We start from the raw sequence: 1,757 nt of genomic DNA on the forward strand, positions 1-1,757 counted from the left end.
CCCCAAACCGGGTAGCCACCATCGCATCCCGCCCACTCGGCCGCTCGGCCCGAACTGAGTGACCTGCGTCGCTTCCGCGCACCCAGCCGCTCGGCCCAAGTCCGAGTAGCCAGCGTCGCGCCCCGCCCATCCGGCCCGCTCGGCCCGAACCGGGTAGCCAGCGTCGCTCCGCCCAAACTCCTCGAAGGGCTCGAAGGCCGGAAGCCGAAACGCTTCCTGTGCTCCGTACCGACACCGCCGTAGAAGAGGGTTGGTAAGAGCGTTGGTCCCGAAAAAACTGGACCATCTTGGACCCTGAGGGTCAGGCACGGCGGCGGGAGACGGTGGCGGGCGTCTCCGGTGGTGCCGGCTCATGCGGGCTTGGAGGCGTCGCCGGGGACGCCGCTGCCCTCGTAGGAGCCGAGGTTCTCGACCAGGTCGAGGAGTTCGGGGTGGTCGGTGAACCGGTCGCTGTGCACCTGAGCGATCTTGTCGCCGATCTCGGGGTCGGTGTCGTCGGTGAGGTCCATTGAGATCATGTTGGCCACGAGCGGCAGGCCGATCGCGTCGATCTGGCGGTGCAGCGAGTCGTACATGTAGGTGCGGTAGGCGTCGATGTCTTTGAGCGCGTACATGGCGCCGTAGTGGAACTCGCCGCCGAAGTCACGGCCGACCATGAAGTACTCGACGGCGTCGAGCTTGTCGCCGAGCTTGCGCATCAGGTCGAGCGCGTGCTGAACCTGATCTTCGGGAGCGTCGGGCCTCATGGCGATGCGAATCTGGTGGTAGATCATGGCGTTTCTCCCTAGAACGAGCCCTGACGCAACCGAGTTGTTGTTTTGAGGCCCGTGGACTCAGTCGCTCTTAACACAACTAGGGGTTGCCTTAATTCCGCCTAACGCACCGCAGAGGTGCATCTAGGCTCGACACCGCTCTAACCTGGCCGTATGGCAGGCGGCCCGCTGAAAGACGTTGAGCATCTGCACACCGATACCGCGACGGTCCGCCCGGGCGGCCGGACGGCACGCGTGGGCGAAGCGGTCATCGATGCCACCCTCTCCGAGTTGAGCGAGGTCGGTTACGCCGCGCTGCGCGTCGATGCGGTGGCCCAGCGCGCGGGCGTCAACAAGACGACGATCTACCGCCGCTGGGGCAACAAGGTCGGCCTGGTGTCCACAGCCCTCATCGAACGCCGCGGCCAACTGACGCCGCCCGCCGACACCGGCAGCCTGCGCGGCGATCTCGTCGAACTGCTCAAAGAGATCCGCCTCGGCCTCAAGGTCCCCTGGGTCGCCGTCCTGCTGCGCGAAGCCGGCCCGCGCACTGCCGCGAGCGCCGACCTGTACGAACTCCTCGACATGTTCTGGCCGGCCCGCTTCAAGGTCTCAAGAGTCATCTTCGAACGCGCCCTCGAACGCGGCGAACTACCCGCCGGCACCGACCCCGACTTCCTGCTGGAGATGATCTCCGGACCGCTCTACTTCCACTGGCTCATGCTCGGCCACCCACTGGACGACGCCTTCCTAGACCGAGTAGCCGACTTCATCCTCCATGGCGCCCAAGCCAGCCCGCCGAGCACAGACCGCCGATGACGGCGGCATGTAGCCATACATGGCGGCCCCGGTGCGCATATGAGCGTACGGTCGCGGCGGGTGGCCTGAACGTACGGTCGCTGCGTCTTCGACGACCGGGCCGCCACGCTGCCACAGCCTGGGCGGGCGGCGACTGGGCGGTGGTGGCGGCCTGGGTACGGCTGGGCGTTGGGGATGGGAGTGGGG

General features: G+C 66.9%; 2 protein-coding genes. One reads left to right on the forward strand and one right to left on the reverse strand.

What is annotated here, in order from left to right; translation table 11 throughout:
• Positions 1-350 precede the first annotated feature (350 nt).
• Positions 351-773, reverse strand: a complete 423-nt coding sequence (locus C1J01_RS47880) for a Dabb family protein (protein ID WP_111185776.1) — start codon at positions 771-773, stop codon at positions 351-353.
• Positions 774-926: 153 nt separating this feature from the next.
• Between C1J01_RS47880 and C1J01_RS47885 the strand changes: the two genes are divergently transcribed.
• Complete coding sequence (locus tag C1J01_RS47885; RefSeq protein WP_111185778.1) at positions 927-1,571, forward strand: TetR/AcrR family transcriptional regulator; 645 nt, start codon at positions 927-929, stop codon at positions 1,569-1,571.
• Positions 1,572-1,757: the final 186 nt, after the last annotated feature.

It is taken from the genome of Nonomuraea aridisoli (assembly GCF_003236395.1).
Taxonomy (GTDB): domain Bacteria; phylum Actinomycetota; class Actinomycetes; order Streptosporangiales; family Streptosporangiaceae; genus Nonomuraea; species Nonomuraea aridisoli.

Bases quoted from the DNA above. Each gene is read 5' to 3' on its own strand.
- C1J01_RS47880 (WP_111185776.1), bottom strand. From the start codon at position 773: ATGATCTACCACCAGATTCGCATCGCCATGAGGCCCGACGCTCCCGAA.
- C1J01_RS47885 (WP_111185778.1), top strand. From the start codon at position 927: ATGGCAGGCGGCCCGCTGAAAGACGTTGAGCATCTGCACACCGATACC.